A 17,668-nucleotide genomic window follows, 5' to 3' on the forward strand; every position below is an offset into this window, starting at 1 on the left:
ACGCTTTACAATCTTATAAAAACGAAAAGAATTCATGCAGAACATTACTTTTTTTCATACAAAATCCACTCTAAAATTTTGTTACTTTGTGTATTAATAAGCTAAAGAAATGGAAATACGTCATTTAAAATTGATAAAAGCAATTGTCGAAGAAGGCAGCATCACAAAAGCAATCGATAAACTTCATTTGACACAATCGGCATTGAGTCATCAGCTCAAAGAAGCAGAATATCAATTGGGAACTGCCATTTTTTTACGCACTAATAAAAAACTGGTTTTAACAAAAGCCGGCGAAAAAATCTATGAATTAGCCAACGAAATTCTAAATAAACTCACCGAAACTCAATCTCAGATTAAGCAAATGGTTTTTGGCGAATATGGCGAAATCCGAATCAGTACAGAATGTTTCTCGAGTTATCACTGGCTTCCATCGGTTATGAAGCAGTTTCATCTTTTATATCCCAATGTTGAATTGAAAATAGTAATTGAAGCCACTCATATTCCGCTTCAAAAACTTTTAGATAATACCATTGATATCTCCATTGTAAGCGACACCATTAAAGACAATAATATCAAATATACCGAGCTTTTTCAGGATGAAGTGGTTATGGTAGTTTCTGAAAATCACGCTTGGGCAAATAAAAAATATGTCGTTGCAGAAGATTTTGCTGATGAACACTTAATTATTCATTCACTTCCGATGGAAACTGTTACTATTCATCAATTTCTTTTGGCTCCAGCCAAAGTTACACCCAAGAAAATTACACCAATGCCTTTGACAGAAGCTTCCTTGGAAATGGTAAAAGCAGATATGGGCGTAATGTCAATGGCAAAATGGGCGCTTCAGCCACATCTAAAATCAAGTCCGATCAGAGCAATTAAAGTCGGAAAAAACGGTTTGAAGAGAAAACATTTTATCGCCACCCGTGCAAACGAAAACTATCCGGATTATTTCCACCATTTTATCAACTTTCTACAAAACGAAATCAACCTACAATGGAATATACAATAAGAAAATGCGAAATCGCCGATTTACCAAAACTGGTGATTTTATGTCAAAAACATGCTGAATTCGAAAAAGCTGATTATGATCCGAAAGGTAAAGAAGAAGGTTTAAAAGAAGCTTTATTTAATGAAAATCCTAAATTATTTTGCTTAGTTGTGGCAACAGACAATGATATTGTTGGTTATGTTTCTTATAATTTCACCTACTCAACTTGGAGCGCGGGCGATTTCATTTACATGGATTGTTTATTTTTAGAAGAAAAAGCCCGAAATTTTGGAATTGGAGAAGTTTTAATCAATAAATTAAAACAAATCGGGAAGGAAAAAAACTGCGTTAATATGCAATGGCGTACACCACAATTTAACGAAAGAGCCATTAAATTTTATCACAGAATTGGTGCAAAAGGAAAAGATAAAATTTGCTTTTTTCTGGATTTGTAATTATCTGGAAATTTAATCTCGCAAAGTCGCAGAGACACAGAGTTTTTTGTCATCCTGAGGAACGAAGGATCACACTTGAAACTCGACAAAGATTGGCGATTTAGAATAAGGAGCTTCTTGTGTGATCCTTCGTTCCTCAGGATGACAAGATTGCGAATAACCTCTGAACCTTTGTATCTTTGTGCCTTTGAACCTTAAAAACAATGAAACAAATAAGCATTTTAGGCTGCGGATGGCTCGGATTACCTTTAGCGGAAAGACTTCTCGAAAAAGAAAATCTTGTAAAAGGCTCCACAACTTCTGAAAATAAACTTTCAATTTTAGAAAAAGCCGGAATAAATCCGTTTTTGGTTGCGCTTGAAAGCGAAAGTGTTTCAGAAAGTATAACTGATTTTTTATCCGAAAGTGAAATCTTAATTATTGATATTCCACCAAAATTACGTGGAAATCAAAGTTTTTCGACTCCGCTCGAAATGACATTCGTTCGAAAAATCGAAAATCTAATTCCCTTTATAGAAAAATCAATCGTTAAGAAAGTACTTTTTGTCAGTTCAACTTCGGTTTATGGCGATGAAAATGACTTAATAAACGAAGAAACAATCCCAAATCCGGAAACGGAAAGCGGTAAACAATTGCTTTTGGCCGAAAACATTCTTCTTGAAAACAAAAACTTCCAAACAACAATTTTACGTTTCGGCGGATTAATCGGCGAAGACCGACATCCTGTAAAGCATTTATCCGGAAAAGAAAATCTTGAAAATCCTGATGCTCCCGTTAATTTAATTCATCAAAATGACTGTATCGGAATTATTGAATCAATCATAAACCAATCAAAATGGAATGAAATTTTCAATGCCGTAGCGCCATTTCATCCAACAAGAGAGGAATATTATACGCAAAAAGCAAAAGAGCAAAACTTGGTTTTGCCAAAATTCAGTTCTGAACAATCGAATATTAAAAAGGTAGTTTTGAGTAAAAAAATTGAAAATGTTTTAGATTATAAATTTAGATTAGCCAATTATTAAATCAAAAACTTTGCGAACTTTGCGTAAATCTTAGCGCCTTTGCGGTTAAAAAAATTATGGAAACAGTTTACATCAATTCACCTTTAGGAATCACCAAAATAGTTGGCGATGAAGATGGTATTGCTGTGATTTCTGTTTCTGATGTTGGCACAAATGAAGTTTCAAAGAAAATACCAAAAGTTTTAAAAGACGCTGTTTCGCAATTAGAAGAATATTTCGAAGGAAAAAGAACCGATTTCGACTTAAAATTGAATCCGCAAGGCACCGAATTCCAGCAAAAAGTCTGGAAAGCGCTATTGGAAATTCCATACGGAAAAACCGTAAGTTATATGGATCAGACCAAAAAGTTGGGCGATGTAAAAGCGATTCGTGCAGTGGCTTCTGCAAATGGCAAAAATCCGCTTTGGATAGTCGTTCCTTGTCATCGCGTTATTGGCACAAATGGCTCTTTAACTGGTTATGCCGGAGGATTATCACGTAAAAAATGGCTTTTGGAACACGAAATTCCAAGTAAACAGCAAAGTTTGTTTTAAGTTTTTTGCCACGACCCGAGCGATAGCGAACAGGCGAAGCAATTCACCAATTTTCACTAATTTTTTTCTTTGCCTTAAAAACAAAAGGATGTTTTAAGAAGAAAATTCGTGTGATTTGTAAAATTACTCACACAGAAATATCAAATTTATGTACATTTATAACCACAAAGAATTAGTGAAAATTGGTGAAATTCGTGGCAAACAAATATGATTGAAAAAATAAACCTCAACAATATTCTTTTTCTTGATATAGAAACTGTTCCGGAAGAAGAAAACTTCAATTCGCTTGACGCAGAAATGCAATCGCTTTGGGATTTAAAAACTCAATACCAGCGAAAAGACGATTTTACGCCGGAAGAATTTTATGACCGCGCCGGAATTTGGGCCGAATTTGGGAAAATAGTTTGTATTTCTGTCGGTTATTTCACCATCAGAGGGGATATTCGGAATTTTAGGGTAACTTCTTTTTTTGGAGAAGAAAAAAAGATCCTGAAAGACTTCAATAATCTTGTTAATAATCATTTCAATCAACCTCAACATCTTTTGTGCGGACACAATGCCAAGGAATTTGACATTCCTTTTATTGCACGCCGAATGATTATCAACCAAATTGCGATTCCGGACAAACTGAATTTATTTGGAAAAAAACCTTGGGAAATTGCGCATTTAGATACTTTAGAATTATGGAAGTTTGGCGATTACAAACATTTTACTTCTTTAAAATTATTGACTAAAATTTTGGGAATTCCATCTCCAAAAGGTGATATCGACGGAAGTCAGGTTGCACATGTTTTTTATGTAGAGAAAGACATTGACCGAATTGTAACGTATTGTGAAAAAGATACCATTGCCGTAGCGCAGATTTTTCTTCGCTTGCGCCGAGAAGATCTATTGATTGAGGAAGAGATTATTCATGTATAGCTCTTTTTTTAGCTGCTAAGATTCTGAGATACTAAGATTCTAAGTTTTTGAAAAACAAAGACTAAACAAGCTTATATCACTTATATGGTTTAATAAAAAGTTTCAAAAATGATTCATTCTGAAATTTCGCATCATCGATTGCTTGCTCAAAAGCTTTATAAAACAAATCCTTATTCGCCAGAGCAAATTGTAAAGCATATGGGTGCAATGCAGGCACAAGATTATGCAATGGCAAAATGGGCAATTGGTTCGCGTTGTGATGCTTCTGAAAAGGAAATTGACGAAGCTGTGAATTCGGCTAAAATTATTCGGACACATATTCTGCGTCCAACTTGGCATTTTGTTTCTTCAGAAGATATTTATTGGATGCTTGAACTTTCTGCTCCACAGGTGAAACGTTTTACAGCTTCTGCAGCTAAGAAATTTGGTTATGATGCCATAAAACTTGACCAAACCAATAATGCAATTGAAAAGCTTTTAGCCGGAAACAATTATTTGACTCGAGAAGAAATTATGCAGGAACTGGGCATTAGCAAAACTTCGAAAGAAGATTTTCTAAGCGCCGCTATTATGATGAATGCCGAACTCGACGGTTTAGTCTGTAATGGAAAAATGAAGGGCAAAAAAATTACTTATGCTTTACTTGAAGAAAGAGTTTCAAAACCTAAAAATAAAATAAGCAAAGAGGAAGCTTTAGCAAAACTTGCGCTAAGATATTTTGAAAGTCACGGCCCAGCAACGTTACTTGATTTTTCGTGGTGGTCTGGTTTTCCGCCAACTAACTGCAAATTTGCCATAAATGCAATTGAGTTGCAATTAAATAAAATCACAATTGAAAACCAAGAATATTGGTTTGGAAAAACGTATTCAGATGCGGAAAATTTCCGCGAAAGCGTACATTTTCTTCCTGCTTTTGATGAGATTTTAATTTCGTATAAAACAAGAGAAGCTTCCATGCAACCTGAACATCAATCAAAAGCTTTTACTAACAATGGCATTTTTAAGCCGATTATTTTAGAAAATGGAAAAGTGATTGGAATCTGGAAAAGAACCATAAAAAAAGGTCACGCAAAAGTAGAAACCGAATTTTTCAGCGAAGTCGAATCGACTAAAAAACAACTTCTCTTTGAAGGAATTAAATCTTTTGAAAATTATCTGGAGACCGAAATTATTATTGAATAAATCAGATTTTAAGTAAAAAATTATTCTTTTTGCCTATTACTTCCTGTTTCAATACTTAAATCTTTATGCTTATTATTGCTAAATAATTACATTTACAAAAAATTATAATTATGGTATTGAGCAGATTTTGGTTAGTGATTTTTATTTCTTCGATTCTCTTTATTGCAGTTAGTTTGTTTACTGCAAACACGTATACAATCGATTCTGTTTTGAATGGAAAAAAAGATGACCCAATTTTAATTTCGGAAAAATACATCGAGCAACTTCCTGCTTTTATCAAAGACAGTATTTCAAAAGCGAAAGATCAAACCATGATTATCAATCGTGATACGCTAAATGCTGACACGACTTACGTTTACAAAAACAAAACCGTAAAAATCTATAGCGGTCTTCAAAAATCTGATGGTTTATTGCCAACTTGCAAAAGTACTTTGGTTGATTTAATTCTTCCTCTTATTGCCTATTTAGCATTCTTCTGCGGATTAATGGAACTCTTGATTATTTCTGGCGCATCTGGAAAATTAGCTAAAACTTTAAGTCCGGTTTTTGTAAAAGTGTTTCCAAGCATTCCTAAAAATCACCCTTCAATATCCTACATGACCTTAAATTTTGCTGCCAATTTCCTGGGATTAGATTCGGCTGCAACACCATTTGGTTTAAAAGCAATGGAAAGTCTGCAGGAAATAAATCCTGAAAAAGATAAAGCAAGCGACGCACAAATCATGTTTATGTGTCTTCATGCTTCTGGTTTAACTCTGATTGCAACTTCGATTATTGGGTATCGCGCTGCCGCAAATGCTACAAACCCAGCCGATGTAATACTTCCTTGTGTTATCACTTCGTTTATTGGTACAATTGCCGCTTTCCTAATTGTTGGAATCAAACAAAAAATCAATTTCAAAAGTGCTTCACTTTTAATTGGTTTAATTACCATGATTGCTGCCATCGTAGGTTTATTGATGTATGTGAATCATTTGGATTTAATCGGAAAGAATTATTTTACTTCTAATCTTTCAGGTTTAATCTTACTGACAATTGTTCTTTTTACTTTGATTTTCTCTTTCAAACACGAGAAAAAATTCAGAGAAGCAGATACTACTGTTTTCGACACTTTTGTTGTTGGAGCAAATAACGGTGTTAAAACCGGTGTTACCATTTTCCCTTATGTTTTGGGAATGTTGGTTGCAATTTCGCTATTCAGAAACAGCGGATTATTCGAAATCATCAGTGACGGAATCGGATTTGTATTCTCTAATTTAGGCGTAAGCAAAGAAATCACCAATGCGCTTCCTGTTGCGATGCTTCGTCCGTTTAGTTCTGCTGGTTCAAGAGGCTTTTTAATTGATTCAATGAATACTTTTGGAGCCGATTCTTTAACGGCAAGATTGAGCAGTATTTTTCAATGTAGTGCTGAAAGTACTTTTTATGTAATTGCGGTTTATTTTGGATCTGTAAATATTAAAAATACACGCTACGCTTTGGGCACCATGCTTTTGGTGGATTTGATTTGCGTGATTACGGCGATTTTTGTGGCGACTTGGTTTTTTTAAAAACATGCATATATTAAACTGGACTGAAGTCCAGCCCTACAATATGGTTCGAGCCATTGGCTCTTTCTTAGTTCCGGAGGAACGATTTATTTTGTAGAGCTGGACTTCAGTCCAGTTTAACCATATAAATGATTTGATATATTTGTTTGTAGGAAAATTTTGTATTTTTATATTTGAATCCAATATTAAAAATATACAAAATGTCAAACACCTTTCATCAAGTTTACATACAAGCCGTTTTTGCAGTCAAATATAGAGAAGCACTAATTACTAATGAATGCAAATCAAAAATATTAAGCATAATTGGAAATTTGATAAATGAAACAGGATGCAAAACAATTATTATAAATGGCACCGAAGATCATGTTCACTGTCTACTAGCACTGAAGCCGACAATTTCAGTTTCGGATTTGATGAAACTTGTAAAAGGCAAATCTTCAAAATTTATCAATGATCATCAATTGACAAAATACAAATTTGAATGGCAAGAAGGCTATGGTGTCTTTTCATATAGTAAATCTCATATCGATGCTGTTTTCAAATATATTGCTAATCAAGAGGAACATCATAAAAAACAAAACTTCAGAGATGAATATTCCTCTTTCTTAAACAAATACAATGTCAAATTTGACGAGCGATGTGTTTTTGAAAATCTAATTTAATATTCAAAACACATTAAAATAAACTGGACTGAAGTCCAGCCCTACAATATAGCTCGAGCCGATGGCTCTTTCTTAGTTCGGGAGGAACGATTTATTTTGTAGGGCTGGACTTCAGTCCAGTTTATATATTATGCGCATTTTTAAAATTTGCTTTTTTTATAAATTAAGACATACAAACACCCCTAATTCAAATTCTTTCTTAGGTAAATAATTTCTAACTTTGTAAAAAAACAAAGCAATGATTGATTTTATATACCAAGATCCTTATCCTATCTTAAAGGATGAGACACAATACCGCAAAATCACCTCAGATTTTGTAAAAACAGAAAAATTTGGAGAACGCGAAGTTTTAACTGTTGATCCAAAAGGTTTAGAATTATTAGCTGAAGAAGCCTTGACAGATGTTTCGTTTATGTTGAGAACGACACATTTACAAAAACTAAGAAAAATACTTGATGATCCAGAAGCTACAGACAATGATCGTTTTGTCGCGTATAATTTGCTTCAAAATGCTTCGGTTGCTGCCGAAGGTCAATTACCAAGTTGTCAGGATACCGGAACAGCAATCGTTATGGCGAAAAAAGGTGAAAGTATTTTCACGGGTGTTGATGATGCAGAATGGTTGAGCAAAGGAATTTTCAATACCTACCAAAAACGTAATTTACGTTATTCTCAAATCGTTCCGATTTCGATGTTTGAAGAAAAAAATTCAGGATCAAATCTTCCGGCTCAAATTGATATTTATGCTAAAAAAGGAGCTTCTTACGAATTTTTGTTTATGGCAAAAGGTGGAGGATCTGCAAATAAAACCTACTTATATCAGCAAACCAAATCGTTATTGAACGACAAATCTATGGATGCTTTTATTCGTGCAAAAATCAAAGATTTAGGAACTTCGGCTTGTCCTCCTTATCACTTGGCTTTGGTAATTGGTGGAACTTCTGCGGAAGCGAACCTAAGCGCCGTTAAAAAAGCTTCTGCAGGATATTATGATCACTTGCCAACTTCAGGAAACATGGCTGGTCAGGCGTTTCGTGATTTAGAATGGGAAGAAAGAGTTCAGAAAATCTGTCAGGAAAGTGAGATTGGAGCACAGTTTGGAGGAAAATATTTCACACATGATGTTCGTGTAATCCGTTTGCCTCGTCACGCGGCTTCTTGTCCGGTTGGATTAGGCGTTTCTTGTTCTGCTGATAGAAACATCAAAGGAAAAATTACAAAAGACGGAATCTTCGTTGAACAACTAGAAGTAAATCCGAAACAATTTTTACCGGAAACAGCGCCACATTTAGAAGCGCCGGTTGAAATTGATTTAGATCAGCCAATGGCAGATATTTTGGCTAAATTATCTCAATATCCTATCAAAACCCGTTTAAAACTAAACGGAACTGTTATTGTAGCAAGAGATATTGCACACGCAAAAATTAAAGAATTATTGGATGCCGGAAAACCAATGCCGGAATATTTCAAAAATCACCCCGTTTATTACGCTGGACCTGCAAAAACTCCAGAAGGAATGGCTTCAGGAAGTTTTGGACCAACAACTGCTGGTCGTATGGATGTTTATGTTGATGAATTCCAGAAACATGGCGGCAGTATGGTGATGCTTGCAAAAGGAAACCGTACTAAACAAGTTACAGATGCCTGCAACAAATACGGAGGTTTCTACCTTGGTTCTATTGGAGGTCCTGCTGCGATTTTGGCTCAAGACAACATTCTAAAAGTTGAAGTAGTAGATTTTGAAGAATTAGGAATGGAAGCGGTTCGTAAAATCACCGTTAAAGATTTCCCTGCTTTTATCATTACAGACGATAAAGGAAATGATTTCTTTGAGAATTTATAATTTTTTTTTAGCTGCTGAGATACTAAGTTACTGAGCTGCTAAGTTTTTTAAAATAATAAAACCGCCCTAAAAGGCGGTTTTATTATTTATAATTGTTTCACTTTGAGCCTTTGCAACTTTGTGCCTTTGACCCTAAAATACTAAGCACTTTTATCTTCTTTTTCAAATGCTATAAAGTGCGAAATTTTACCTTTTAAATTATAAACCGGCACGGCATCAATTTTACATTTATAAGTTTTGCCATTTTTTTTATAATTTTCAAGCGTCTTACTAAATGGAACTTTTAACTGAATTGCCTCTTTAATCTCTTCTAAAACCACTTTTGAAGTAGCTGGCCCTTGAAACATTTTGGGTGTTTTACCCAAAACCTCTTCCTCTATATATCCCGTCATTTTTTTTATTCCGCGGGAAGCAAATACAATCTTTAAAGTGAGATCCGTAATTAAAACCACTTCATCTTTAATTCGTTCTTCGATTTCCAAATTATCCTGATTCCATGAAAACTGCGCTGAAATTTCTTTGAGCCTTTTCAGATCCTTTACTATAGATTTCAATTCATTTAGATACAAATAATGAAAATCCCAAGCCATTATAGGAACGGAATAACGATACGAAGGTTCTTCTGGACTAGTATCTTTCATTTTACTAAATTTAAATAATCTCCCTCAAAGGTAGAAAGAAAATTCATCACAAAATCACAAATCAAACATAAATTATACATTGCAAATGTAATTTAAAACGAAAATTTTAGCTGAACTACGACAGCTTTTTTTTCTTCATTATTCAAGTTATTTAGTGAAATTCCCAATAAACGAACCGAGTCTTTCATCTTTTCCTGATACAGTAATTCCTCTACTATTTCTAAAATCAGGCTTTTATCTGAAATAAAATACGGAAGTGTTTTACTTCGAGTTTGTTGCGTAAAATCACTATATTTAATTTTAAGTGTAACCGTTTTCCCGGAAAGTTTATGTTTTTTGAGTCTTTTTTCCAATGAAGAGGCAATTTTATCCAATTGCTCCAGCATAAAAATTTCCGACGATAGATTAACATCAAAAGTATGTTCTGCAGCCACAGATTTTGTTACTCGATGTGCTTTGACTTCACTATGGTGAATGCCACGAACTACGTTGTAATAAAAAGAACCCGATTTTCCGAAGTGCTTTTCTAAAAACTCTTCCGACTTGCTTTTGAGATCCAGTCCGGTAAATATACCAAGTTGATACATTTTTTCGGTTGTCACTTTTCCAACTCCATAAAATTTTCGAATCGGTAATTCTTCTAGAAAATCTAGAATTTCATCTGGATTTACTGTTTTCTGACCATTTGGTTTATTGACATCGCTGGCAATTTTAGCCACAAACTTATTAACTGAAATCCCTGCCGAAGCTGTAAGACCAACTTCATTCAGGATTCGAAGTCTGATTTCCTGCGCAAGTAAACTGGCACTTGGATTTCCTTTTTTATTTTGAGTAACATCAAGATAAGCTTCGTCAAGCGAAAGCGGCTCGACCAAATCAGTATATTCGTGAAAGATTTTATGAATTTTAGCCGAAATCTCTTTGTAACGGTCAAATCTCGGGCGAACAAAAATAATTTCGGGACAATATTTTTTAGCCAAAACGCCACTAATTGCACTTCGAACACCAAATTTTCTGGCTTCATAACTTGCCGCCGAAACCACTCCCCGATTTTCAGAACCACCAACCGCAACAGGTTTTCCGCGCAAAGCAGGATTATCCATCTGCTCTACGGAAGCATAAAAAGCATCCATATCAATATGGATAATTTTTCGATATGCTGGCGCTTCTGACATATTGCAAATTTAAAAAGTAAAGCAATAAAAAGTCGTGCCAAATGGTTATAAATAATATCAATCTCTAAAGAATAAAAATTCATTGAGTTGAAACCAATTATTCTTTCTATTTTTGTATTCCTACCCGAAAATTTTAAAAATGCGAACATTTGTTTTAGGCGACATACACGGAGGATTACGTGCACTTGAACAAGTGTTGGATAGAGCCGAAGTTACTACAGAAGATACTCTTATATTTTTAGGCGATTATGTTGACGGCTGGAGCCAATCGGCTGAAGTAATCGATTTTTTGATTGAGCTTAAAAGCAAACAAAAATGCATTTGTATTAGAGGAAACCATGATCAGTTGGCACTCGACTGGCTTGAAAACAGACACGAAGATTTTGATGAAGAAATGTGGTACAAACATGGCGGAAAAGCTACTGTTGAAGGATATTCTAAACTTTCTGAAGAAAAAAAGAAAACACATATTACTTTCTTAGAATCACTTAAGGATTATTATCTGGATGATCAAAACCGTCTTTTTGTTCATGCCGGCTTTACCAATTTAAATGGAGTTGTCTGGGAATACTTTCCAAAATTATTTTATTGGGACAGAACACTTTGGGAATCGGCTCTTGCTTTGAACCCAAACTTAAAACCTGATGATTTGTATTATCCAAAGCGTTTTACGGTTTACAAAGAAATCTATATTGGCCATACGCCAGTTACCCGAATTGGAGAAACTGTTCCGGTAAATAAAGCATGTGTTTGGAATGTTGATACAGGTGCAGCCTTCAAAGGACCTTTGACCATAATGAATGTAGATACCAAGGAATTCTGGCAAAGCGAACCATTAAATGAATTATATCCTGAAGAAAAAGGTAGGAATTAATCCTCAAAAAACTATTTTTGCACTTTAAAATTGTTAATATAAAATTTATGAAAAAAGTTGTTACACTCTTGTTTTTAGTATCGTTTGGATTTATAAATGCGCAAAAAGCTTTTACAGGAAAAGGAGATATTAGAGTAAATGTTGGTGCTAATATTCAGGATGGTGGTTCTGGAATTCAGGGTTCTGTAGATTTTGGATTAGGAGAAAATTTCTCTTTTGGTTTTGTATCAAATTATTTACTTGGTGTAGATAACTTTAATGGCTTCTACGGCAACCATCCAACTCCATACACCGATTACAAACCGGAATTTAAAGATCGTTTTGATGCAAAAGCAAGAATCAATGCTAACTTAAGCAGTGTTATTGGAGTTGAGCAATTGGATATATATCCTGGTTTAAGTTTAGGTCTGAAAAATTTTGGAGGTCATATTGGAGGCCGTTATTTCTTTACAGACGGATTTGGTGTTTTCACAGAAATTGGTTTCCCAATTGCAAAATACAGTGAAAATAATGATGTATTCGATCACTTAAATAATCAGACAACTTTTAGTCTAGGAGCTTCGTTTAATTTGCAATAACGATTTGCCACAAAGGCACAAGGACACAAAGTATATTTTTATATGATATAAAAAACCGCCTAATTAGGCGGTTTTTTATTTATATATCTTCGTGTCCTTGTGCCTTTGTGGCAATCTCTCTTAAAACTGCATTTCAGGAATTTCACCTTCAATAATCAAATCAGCTTCAGTTGAGGCGATGATATGCTCGACAGAAACACCTGGCGCGCGTTCTAAGAGCTTAAAACCTTTTTCGGTTACTTCGAGAACCGCAAGCTCGGTTACGACTTTTTTAACACATCCTACGCCGGTTAATGGCAAAGTACATTTTTTTAAGATTTTAGATTCGCCTGCTTTATTTACGTGCATCATGGCTACAATGATATTTTCGGCGGAAGCCACCAAATCCATTGCGCCACCCATTCCTTTTACCATTTTCCCTGGGATTTTCCAATTGGCAATATCTCCATTTTCCGAAACTTCCATCGCGCCTAAAATCGTCAAATCAACTTTTTGACTGCGGATCATTCCAAAACTAAAAGCCGAATCAAAAAAACTTGCGCCAGGAAGTGTTGTAATAGTTTGCTTTCCTGCGTTGATAATATCGGCGTCTTCTTCTCCGGCAAAAGGAAAAGGTCCCATTCCGAGCACTCCGTTTTCGCTTTGAAATTCAACCGCAATATCTTCTCTAACGTAATTCGCAACCAAAGTCGGAATCCCGATTCCAAGGTTTACAAAATATCTATCTTTTACTTCTTTTGCAATTCGTTTTGCTATATCTTCTTTTGTTAACATAAATTCAATGTGTCAATTTGGAAATTAGATAATTAGATAATGCTTCACTTTGCACAATCTATCAATTATCTAATTATCACATTATCTTAATTATCTAATTCTCTTTTGGTAAAATAATTCCACGTTGCTTTTGCGATATCTGCAATTATTTTCTCCGTATCTTCTTTGGTTTCTGTTATCTCTTTTAAATAAACTGAAATAATAAAATGCTTTCCGTTTGGAAGTTTTACAATTCCAACATCATTCATAGCAACTCTCAGATTATTATCATTCGTTCCTGAAATTCCCGTTCTGTGTGCCAGTTCAGTTCCCTCAGGAAGGCCGGCTTTCAACCAAGTAAGTCCTCTTGACGTTTCAACCATTATTTGATATAAATACTTTATGGTCGTTTCTTTTAGAATTTCTCCTTTATAGAATTTCTCAAGCAATTCTGTTGTTGCCAATGGTGTTGTCGTATTTACGTAAAGGTTTTTCCAGGTTTCCATTTGCTTTTCATTGACCTTAATGACGAAATCCTTAATTCCTTGTTTGTTTATAAATTTCTGAACTTCTTTAGTTCCTCCAACTAACTTAATCAATAAATCACATCCATTATTGTCGCTATGTGAAACCGTGTATCGCAATAATTTATCCAACGTTAAATACATATTCCCTTCCGGATAATCATCCCTCATCGGACTCCAGGTGTTTTCATTCAAATCTTTCTTTTTGATAAAGATTTTTTGATCTAATGAAAGCTTTCCTTCATCAACTTTACTTAAAACAGTTAAGGCAATATGAAATTTAAAAACACTCATTAACGGCGCTTTCAAATTTCCATTAATGCTTAACATATCTTTATCTTCAATACTTTTAATGGAAATTCCAACTGTTGCATTCTTAGTTGCAATAATCTGATTTAGCTCTTTTCGAAGATCAGAAGTTGACTGCGAAAAAGTCTGAAAAGTCAAAAATGAAATCAGAAGGATAGAAAGTTTCGTCATATTTTTAATGTGGCATTTTTTAATGTGGCAATTAGTCAATTTGATAATTAGATAATTTTTCTTCACGTAAAGTGATGCATTATCTAATTGCAAATTATCTAATTATGCTCTCTGTCTTACGGTGCGTTGTTCAATTCGTTTCTCAAATTTTTCTCCCTGAAAAATACGTTGCACCATAATTCCCGGAATATGAATTTGATTTGGATCTAAAGTCCCAACAGGAACCAGTTCTTCAACTTCGGCAATTGTAATTTTTCCGGCGCCTGCCATGCAAGCGTTAAAGTTTCTGGCAGTTCCTTTAAAGATAAGATTTCCAGCTTCATCGCCTTTCCATGCTTTTACAATTGAAAAATCAGCTTCAAAAGCTTTTTCCATAATGTGCATTTTACCTTTGAATTCACGAACTTCTTTTCCTTCGGCAACTTCGGTTCCGTAACCTGCCGGCGTAAAAAATGCAGGAATTCCGGCTTGAGCGGCGCGGCATCTTTCTGCTAAAGTTCCTTGCGGAGTTAGCTCCACTTCTAATTCTCCAGAAAGCATTTGACGCTCGAATTCAGCATTTTCACCAACGTATGATGAAATCATTTTTTTGATTTGTTTTTTCTGCAAAAGCAAACCTAAACCAAAATCGTCAACACCGGCATTGTTCGAAATACAGGTTAAATCTGAAATCGAAGTATTTACTAAGGCTGCAATTGTATTTTCAGGAATTCCGCATAAACCAAAACCTCCAAACATAATTGTCATTCCGGTTTCAATTCCTTCAATAGCTTCCTGAACATTATTAACTTTTTTTGTTATCATAACAAAGGGTCTTTATTACTGTATATTTTTGATAAAAATAAGATTTTTAGATTAAATTATAACGATTTCGTAATAGTTTTAATGAATTTTATTTTAGCAATTTATTAAGCAATAATCCACTGATATAAATATATCTCGTAGAGATTACATATCGGTAGAAAATTTATTGTGAATAGTAGTCCCTACGGGACATCTTCCAAATCATATCACTATTCGCTACCGATATTTAACTCCTAACGGAGTATTCATAAAATTTTATAAAGCTTAAATATAATACCGATGGTATTCCAAAAAAAATCCTTTTGTAGTCTTCCAAATTTAGAAGATCACAAAAGGATTTATCATTTAAAAAATTGAACTTAAATTATAGCTCAAATTCGTCCGTATTTTGTTCTGTTTGTGTGGTATCTTTTACCACTGCCGGTCTTTGGTAGCAATCTACTTTAATAGAAAGATTTGCCGGACGTTCAAACTCCGATTTTGAAATCTGAAGCGCTTCATCAGCGTAACATTTTTTCATAAAGTACGCCCAAACTGGTAATGCTGCCGTGGCTCCTTGTCCGTAAGTCAAACTTTTGAAACGTGCCGAACGATCTTCACATCCTACCCAAACCCCAGTTACTAAATTTGGTACCATTCCCATAAACCAACCATCTGACTGATTTTGTGTTGTTCCGGTTTTACCTGCAATTGGGTTTCTAAACATGTATGGATATCCGGTCCAGCGATTATCTCCACTTCCTCCACCTTCTGTACGCAAACGTGCACCAGAACCAGTTTCAGTAACTCCTTCTAATAATTTGATTACAGCAAAAGCGATATCTTTATTCAAAACATCATGCGATTCAGGAATTGGTTCGTAAATAACCTCTCCACTTTTATTCTCAATACGGCTTAAAAACTGCGGTTTCACATAAACTCCTTGGTTTGCAAATGTGCTGTATGCTGCAACCATATCTTCAACCGTAATATCTACAGCTCCTAATGCAATAGATGGCTGTACCGGAATTTCAGTTTTAACGCCTAATTTTTTAGTCAATTCTACTACTGCTTCAGGACCAGTTCTATCAATTAATTTAGCCGAAACGGTATTGATCGAATTTGCTAAACCTTGTTTTAACGTTACCATTCCACGATATCTGTTGTCAGAGTTTCTAGGCTCCCAGTCTTCTGTAACGTGATGACGACCTTTATGAATCATGAAAGGTCCATCTAAAATTGAATCACAAGGTGACATGTTCAATTGTTCGATTGCAGTTGCATAAACGAATGGTTTGAAAGTCGAACCAACTTGTCTTGCTCCCTGACCTACGTGATCGTATTGGAAATATTTGTAATTGATTCCACCAACCCAAGCTTTAATATTTCCGGTTTGTGGCTCCATTGCCATTAAACCAGACTGTAAAAAGTGTTTGTAATAACGAATCGAATCCATAGGCGTCATGATTGTATCACGCTCTCCTTTCCAGGTAAAAATTCGCATTGGTGTTTTCGCTTTGAAAGAAGCGATAATATCATCCTCGCTTTTATCCATATCTTTCATCTGAGCCCAGCGAACAGAATTTTTCATCGCCTGCATCATAATTCGTTCTGTTTCAGCTTGTGTAATATTTACGAAAGGCGCATTTTTATTGGTTTTCATTTCAATAAAAAATTGCTCCTGTAAATTTTTCATGTGTTCCGATACCGCTTCTTCTGCGTACAACTGCATTCTTGAGTCGATTGTCGTGTAAATTTTCAGACCATCTTTATAAATATCATAATCAGAACCGTCTGGCTTTTTATTCTCCGCTACCCATTTTTTCATGTAATCACGAAGGTATTCTCTAAAATAAGTTGCAGTTCCTTCGCGGTGACTTTCTAATTTGAATTTTAAAGTAATTGGTAACGCCTGTAATCTTTCTTTTTCGGCTTTACTAATCATCTTTGCTTTTTCCATCTGCGAAAGCACCACATTACGACGGTTTTTTACACCTTGCGGATTGCGAACAGGATTGTATAATCCCGAGTTTTTGAACATTCCGACTAAGATTGCCGATTCGTCCATTGTCAAATCTTTTGGATCTTTTGAGAAATAAGTTTGAGCAGCAGAACTTACTCCAACCGAATAATTCCCGAAATCGTAGACATTACAATACATTGCCAGGATTTCATTTTTGGTATATTGCCTTTCAAGACGAATAGCGATAATCCATTCTTTTATTTTCTGAACAATTCTGAAAGGAAGAAACTTAGATCCTTCACCATGAAACAATTGTTTTGCAAGCTGTTGTGTTAACGTACTTGCTCCACCATTAGTTCCTAAACTGAAAACGGCCCTTAAAGTTCCGCGTCCATCAATTCCTGAATGTTCATAAAAACGGGCATCTTCGGTGGCAACCAAAGCTTCAACCAAACTTTTTGGCAAATCTGAATACTTTAGTTGTGATCTATTGGTTTTAAAATACTTACCAATTACAACTCCATCAGAAGAAATAATTTCAGTAGCTAAATTAGAGTCTGGATTTTCCAGATCTTCAAATGACGGCATTGAGCCAAATAATCCCCAAGAGGCAAATAAAAAGAAAGCAAGAATACCTAGCAAAGTATAAGCAAAAACCCGCCAGAACTTCTTTTTATAGTAATTAATATCTTTAACGCTATTTGATTGATTGTTTTTCTTAGCTGCCATAACTAT

At 34.9% G+C, this 17,668-nt stretch carries 17 protein-coding genes; 11 read left to right on the forward strand and 6 right to left on the reverse strand.

The features are described from left to right. Window positions 1-109 precede the first annotated feature (109 nt). The 9 genes from BD847_RS07480 (at window position 110) to BD847_RS07520 (ending at window position 9,162) form a co-directional block, all read left to right on the forward strand. Window positions 110-1,012: a LysR family transcriptional regulator gene (locus BD847_RS07480; RefSeq protein WP_115887668.1), complete on the forward strand. Its 903-nt coding sequence runs from the start codon at window positions 110-112 to the stop codon at window positions 1,010-1,012. Further along, window positions 997-1,446: a GNAT family N-acetyltransferase gene (locus tag BD847_RS07485; RefSeq protein ID WP_115887669.1), complete on the forward strand. Its 450-nt coding sequence runs from the start codon at window positions 997-999 to the stop codon at window positions 1,444-1,446. Before BD847_RS07480 ends, BD847_RS07485 begins: the two co-directional genes overlap by 16 nt. Before the next feature lie 203 nt (window positions 1,447-1,649). Then, a complete protein-coding gene (locus BD847_RS07490; protein ID WP_115887670.1) occupies window positions 1,650-2,471 on the forward strand; it encodes an SDR family oxidoreductase in 822 nt (273 codons plus the stop codon). 56 nt (window positions 2,472-2,527) lie between these two features. Further along, a complete protein-coding gene (locus BD847_RS07495) occupies window positions 2,528-3,004 on the forward strand; it encodes a methylated-DNA--[protein]-cysteine S-methyltransferase (RefSeq protein WP_115887671.1) in 477 nt (158 codons plus the stop codon). A 207-nt stretch (window positions 3,005-3,211) separates the two neighbouring features. Beyond that, complete coding sequence (locus tag BD847_RS07500; RefSeq protein WP_115887672.1) at window positions 3,212-3,925, forward strand: 3'-5' exonuclease; 714 nt, start codon at window positions 3,212-3,214, stop codon at window positions 3,923-3,925. A 108-nt stretch (window positions 3,926-4,033) separates the two neighbouring features. Next, entirely contained in the window at window positions 4,034-5,107 is a 1,074-nt protein-coding gene (locus tag BD847_RS07505) for a winged helix DNA-binding domain-containing protein (RefSeq protein WP_115887673.1), read from the forward strand. A gap of 110 nt (window positions 5,108-5,217) precedes the next feature. Continuing rightward, on the forward strand, window positions 5,218-6,657 hold the full coding sequence (locus tag BD847_RS07510) for a nucleoside recognition domain-containing protein (RefSeq protein ID WP_115887674.1): 1,440 nt from the start codon (window positions 5,218-5,220) through the stop codon (window positions 6,655-6,657). 200 nt (window positions 6,658-6,857) lie between these two features. Then, the gene (tnpA, locus tag BD847_RS07515) at window positions 6,858-7,319 is read left to right on the forward strand and encodes an IS200/IS605 family transposase (RefSeq protein WP_115887675.1); all 462 of its coding nucleotides are present in this window, start codon (window positions 6,858-6,860) and stop codon (window positions 7,317-7,319) included. Window positions 7,320-7,557: 238 nt separating this feature from the next. Next, window positions 7,558-9,162 (forward strand): fumarate hydratase, encoded by a 1,605-nt coding sequence (locus BD847_RS07520; RefSeq protein WP_115887676.1) that lies wholly within the window; start codon window positions 7,558-7,560, stop codon window positions 9,160-9,162. A gap of 140 nt (window positions 9,163-9,302) precedes the next feature. Here BD847_RS07520 and BD847_RS07525 read toward each other — a convergent pair whose 3' ends face one another. Beyond that, on the reverse strand, window positions 9,303-9,803 hold the full coding sequence (locus BD847_RS07525) for a PAS domain-containing protein (protein WP_115887677.1): 501 nt from the start codon (window positions 9,801-9,803) through the stop codon (window positions 9,303-9,305). 92 nt (window positions 9,804-9,895) lie between these two features. Next, complete coding sequence (dinB, locus tag BD847_RS07530) at window positions 9,896-10,978, reverse strand: DNA polymerase IV (protein WP_115887678.1); 1,083 nt, start codon at window positions 10,976-10,978, stop codon at window positions 9,896-9,898. Between the two features lie 139 nt (window positions 10,979-11,117). Here dinB and BD847_RS07535 point away from each other — a divergent pair, with 139 nt between their 5' ends. Next, window positions 11,118-11,852: a metallophosphoesterase family protein gene (locus BD847_RS07535; RefSeq protein WP_115887679.1), complete on the forward strand. Its 735-nt coding sequence runs from the start codon at window positions 11,118-11,120 to the stop codon at window positions 11,850-11,852. Window positions 11,853-11,899: 47 nt separating this feature from the next. Beyond that, the gene (locus BD847_RS07540; RefSeq protein WP_115887680.1) at window positions 11,900-12,430 is read left to right on the forward strand and encodes a DUF6646 family protein; all 531 of its coding nucleotides are present in this window, start codon (window positions 11,900-11,902) and stop codon (window positions 12,428-12,430) included. A 120-nt stretch (window positions 12,431-12,550) separates the two neighbouring features. Here the strand turns inward: BD847_RS07540 and BD847_RS07545 are convergent, their stop codons facing one another. The 4 genes from BD847_RS07545 to BD847_RS07560 form a co-directional block, all read right to left on the reverse strand. Then, window positions 12,551-13,204 carry a CoA transferase subunit B gene (locus BD847_RS07545; RefSeq protein WP_115887681.1) on the reverse strand — a complete coding sequence of 218 codons (654 nt, stop codon included), beginning with the start codon at window positions 13,202-13,204 and terminating at the stop codon, window positions 12,551-12,553. 86 nt (window positions 13,205-13,290) lie between these two features. Then, entirely contained in the window at window positions 13,291-14,187 is an 897-nt protein-coding gene (gene bla / locus BD847_RS07550) for a class A beta-lactamase, subclass A2 (protein ID WP_115887682.1), read from the reverse strand. 102 nt (window positions 14,188-14,289) lie between these two features. Next, complete coding sequence (locus BD847_RS07555; protein ID WP_115887683.1) at window positions 14,290-14,991, reverse strand: CoA transferase subunit A; 702 nt, start codon at window positions 14,989-14,991, stop codon at window positions 14,290-14,292. 364 nt (window positions 14,992-15,355) lie between these two features. Next, on the reverse strand, window positions 15,356-17,662 hold the full coding sequence (locus tag BD847_RS07560) for a penicillin-binding protein 1A (RefSeq protein ID WP_115887684.1): 2,307 nt from the start codon (window positions 17,660-17,662) through the stop codon (window positions 15,356-15,358). Window positions 17,663-17,668 lie beyond the last annotated feature (6 nt).

Origin of the sequence: Flavobacterium cutihirudinis (assembly GCF_003385895.1) — a bacterium.
GTDB classification, from domain to species: Bacteria; Bacteroidota; Bacteroidia; order Flavobacteriales; family Flavobacteriaceae; genus Flavobacterium; species Flavobacterium cutihirudinis.

Bases quoted from the DNA above. Each gene is read 5' to 3' on its own strand.
- BD847_RS07480 (WP_115887668.1), top strand. From the start codon at position 110: ATGGAAATACGTCATTTAAAATTGATAAAAGCAATTGTCGAAGAAGGC.
- BD847_RS07485 (WP_115887669.1), top strand. From the start codon at position 997: ATGGAATATACAATAAGAAAATGCGAAATCGCCGATTTACCAAAACTG.
- BD847_RS07490 (WP_115887670.1), top strand. From the start codon at position 1,650: ATGAAACAAATAAGCATTTTAGGCTGCGGATGGCTCGGATTACCTTTA.
- BD847_RS07495 (WP_115887671.1), top strand. From the start codon at position 2,528: ATGGAAACAGTTTACATCAATTCACCTTTAGGAATCACCAAAATAGTT.
- BD847_RS07500 (WP_115887672.1), top strand. From the start codon at position 3,212: ATGATTGAAAAAATAAACCTCAACAATATTCTTTTTCTTGATATAGAA.
- BD847_RS07505 (WP_115887673.1), top strand. From the start codon at position 4,034: ATGATTCATTCTGAAATTTCGCATCATCGATTGCTTGCTCAAAAGCTT.
- BD847_RS07510 (WP_115887674.1), top strand. From the start codon at position 5,218: ATGGTATTGAGCAGATTTTGGTTAGTGATTTTTATTTCTTCGATTCTC.
- tnpA (WP_115887675.1), top strand. From the start codon at position 6,858: ATGTCAAACACCTTTCATCAAGTTTACATACAAGCCGTTTTTGCAGTC.
- BD847_RS07520 (WP_115887676.1), top strand. From the start codon at position 7,558: ATGATTGATTTTATATACCAAGATCCTTATCCTATCTTAAAGGATGAG.
- BD847_RS07525 (WP_115887677.1), bottom strand. From the start codon at position 9,803: ATGAAAGATACTAGTCCAGAAGAACCTTCGTATCGTTATTCCGTTCCT.
- dinB (WP_115887678.1), bottom strand. From the start codon at position 10,978: ATGTCAGAAGCGCCAGCATATCGAAAAATTATCCATATTGATATGGAT.
- BD847_RS07535 (WP_115887679.1), top strand. From the start codon at position 11,118: ATGCGAACATTTGTTTTAGGCGACATACACGGAGGATTACGTGCACTT.
- BD847_RS07540 (WP_115887680.1), top strand. From the start codon at position 11,900: ATGAAAAAAGTTGTTACACTCTTGTTTTTAGTATCGTTTGGATTTATA.
- BD847_RS07545 (WP_115887681.1), bottom strand. From the start codon at position 13,204: ATGTTAACAAAAGAAGATATAGCAAAACGAATTGCAAAAGAAGTAAAA.
- bla (WP_115887682.1), bottom strand. From the start codon at position 14,187: ATGACGAAACTTTCTATCCTTCTGATTTCATTTTTGACTTTTCAGACT.
- BD847_RS07555 (WP_115887683.1), bottom strand. From the start codon at position 14,991: ATGATAACAAAAAAAGTTAATAATGTTCAGGAAGCTATTGAAGGAATT.
- BD847_RS07560 (WP_115887684.1), bottom strand. From the start codon at position 17,662: ATGGCAGCTAAGAAAAACAATCAATCAAATAGCGTTAAAGATATTAAT.